Annotated in this window: 1 protein-coding gene and 1 pseudogene; both read left to right on the forward strand. The window is 72.0% G+C overall.

Annotated elements, in window-relative coordinates; genetic code table 11:
• The coding region (locus LPA54_RS33650) for an apolipoprotein N-acyltransferase (protein ID WP_228984504.1) at positions 1–611 on the forward strand (611 nt) is incomplete at its 5' end.
• Positions 612–667: 56 nt separating this feature from the next.
• A pseudogene (locus LPA54_RS33655) lies at positions 668–779 on the forward strand (NUDIX hydrolase); the annotation flags it as partial.

Genomic DNA, 779 nt, shown 5'->3' on the forward strand with positions numbered 1-779 from the left:
TGCTCAACGAGCAGATCCTCTGGGACCCGGTGAAGGGCCCCGTCGACGTCTACGACAAGCGGCAGATCCAGCCGTTCGGCGAGTACCTCCCGCTGCGCTCCCTGGTCGGCGCGATCAACGGGGAGTGGACCTCGATGGTCCGCCAGGACTTCAGCCGCGGCTCCGAGCCGGGCGTGTTCGACCGGGACGGCGCCGCCGTCGGTCTGGTCACCTGCTACGAGGCCGCCTTCGACTGGGCCGTGCGCGACACCGTCACCGACGGCGCGAAGATGATCTCCGTGCCCAGCAACAACGCCACCTTCGGCCGCAGCGAGATGACCTACCAGCAGCTCGCCATGTCCCGGGTCCGTGCCGTCGAGCACAGCCGCGCGGTCACCGTGCCGGTCACCAGCGGCGTCAGCGCCGTCATCATGCCGGACGGGGAGATCACGCGGAGGACCGGCATGTTCGTCGCCGACTCCCTGGTGCAGGAGGTGCCGCTGCGCACCTCGCAGACCCCCGCCACCCGCCTCGGCACCCTCCCGGAGGGCCTTGTCGTCCTCCTCGCCGCGGGCGGCCTCGGCTGGGGCGTGGCCGCCGCGGTACGCGCCCGGCGCACCGGCGAGCAGTAAGGGAACGCCCGCCGACGTGCCCGGATGCGCCCCTGGGCGCCGGTTAGGGTCGGGGCATGGCTACTCCTGACTTCATTCGCACCCTGCGCGCCTCGGCCGGCCATCAGCTGCTGTGGCTGCCCGGCGTCACGGCCCTCGTCTTCGACGACGAGGGCCGCGTGCTGCTCA

The sequence above is a fragment of the Streptomyces sp. DH12 genome (genome assembly GCF_020873895.1).
GTDB lineage: Bacteria > Actinomycetota > Actinomycetes > Streptomycetales > Streptomycetaceae > Streptomyces.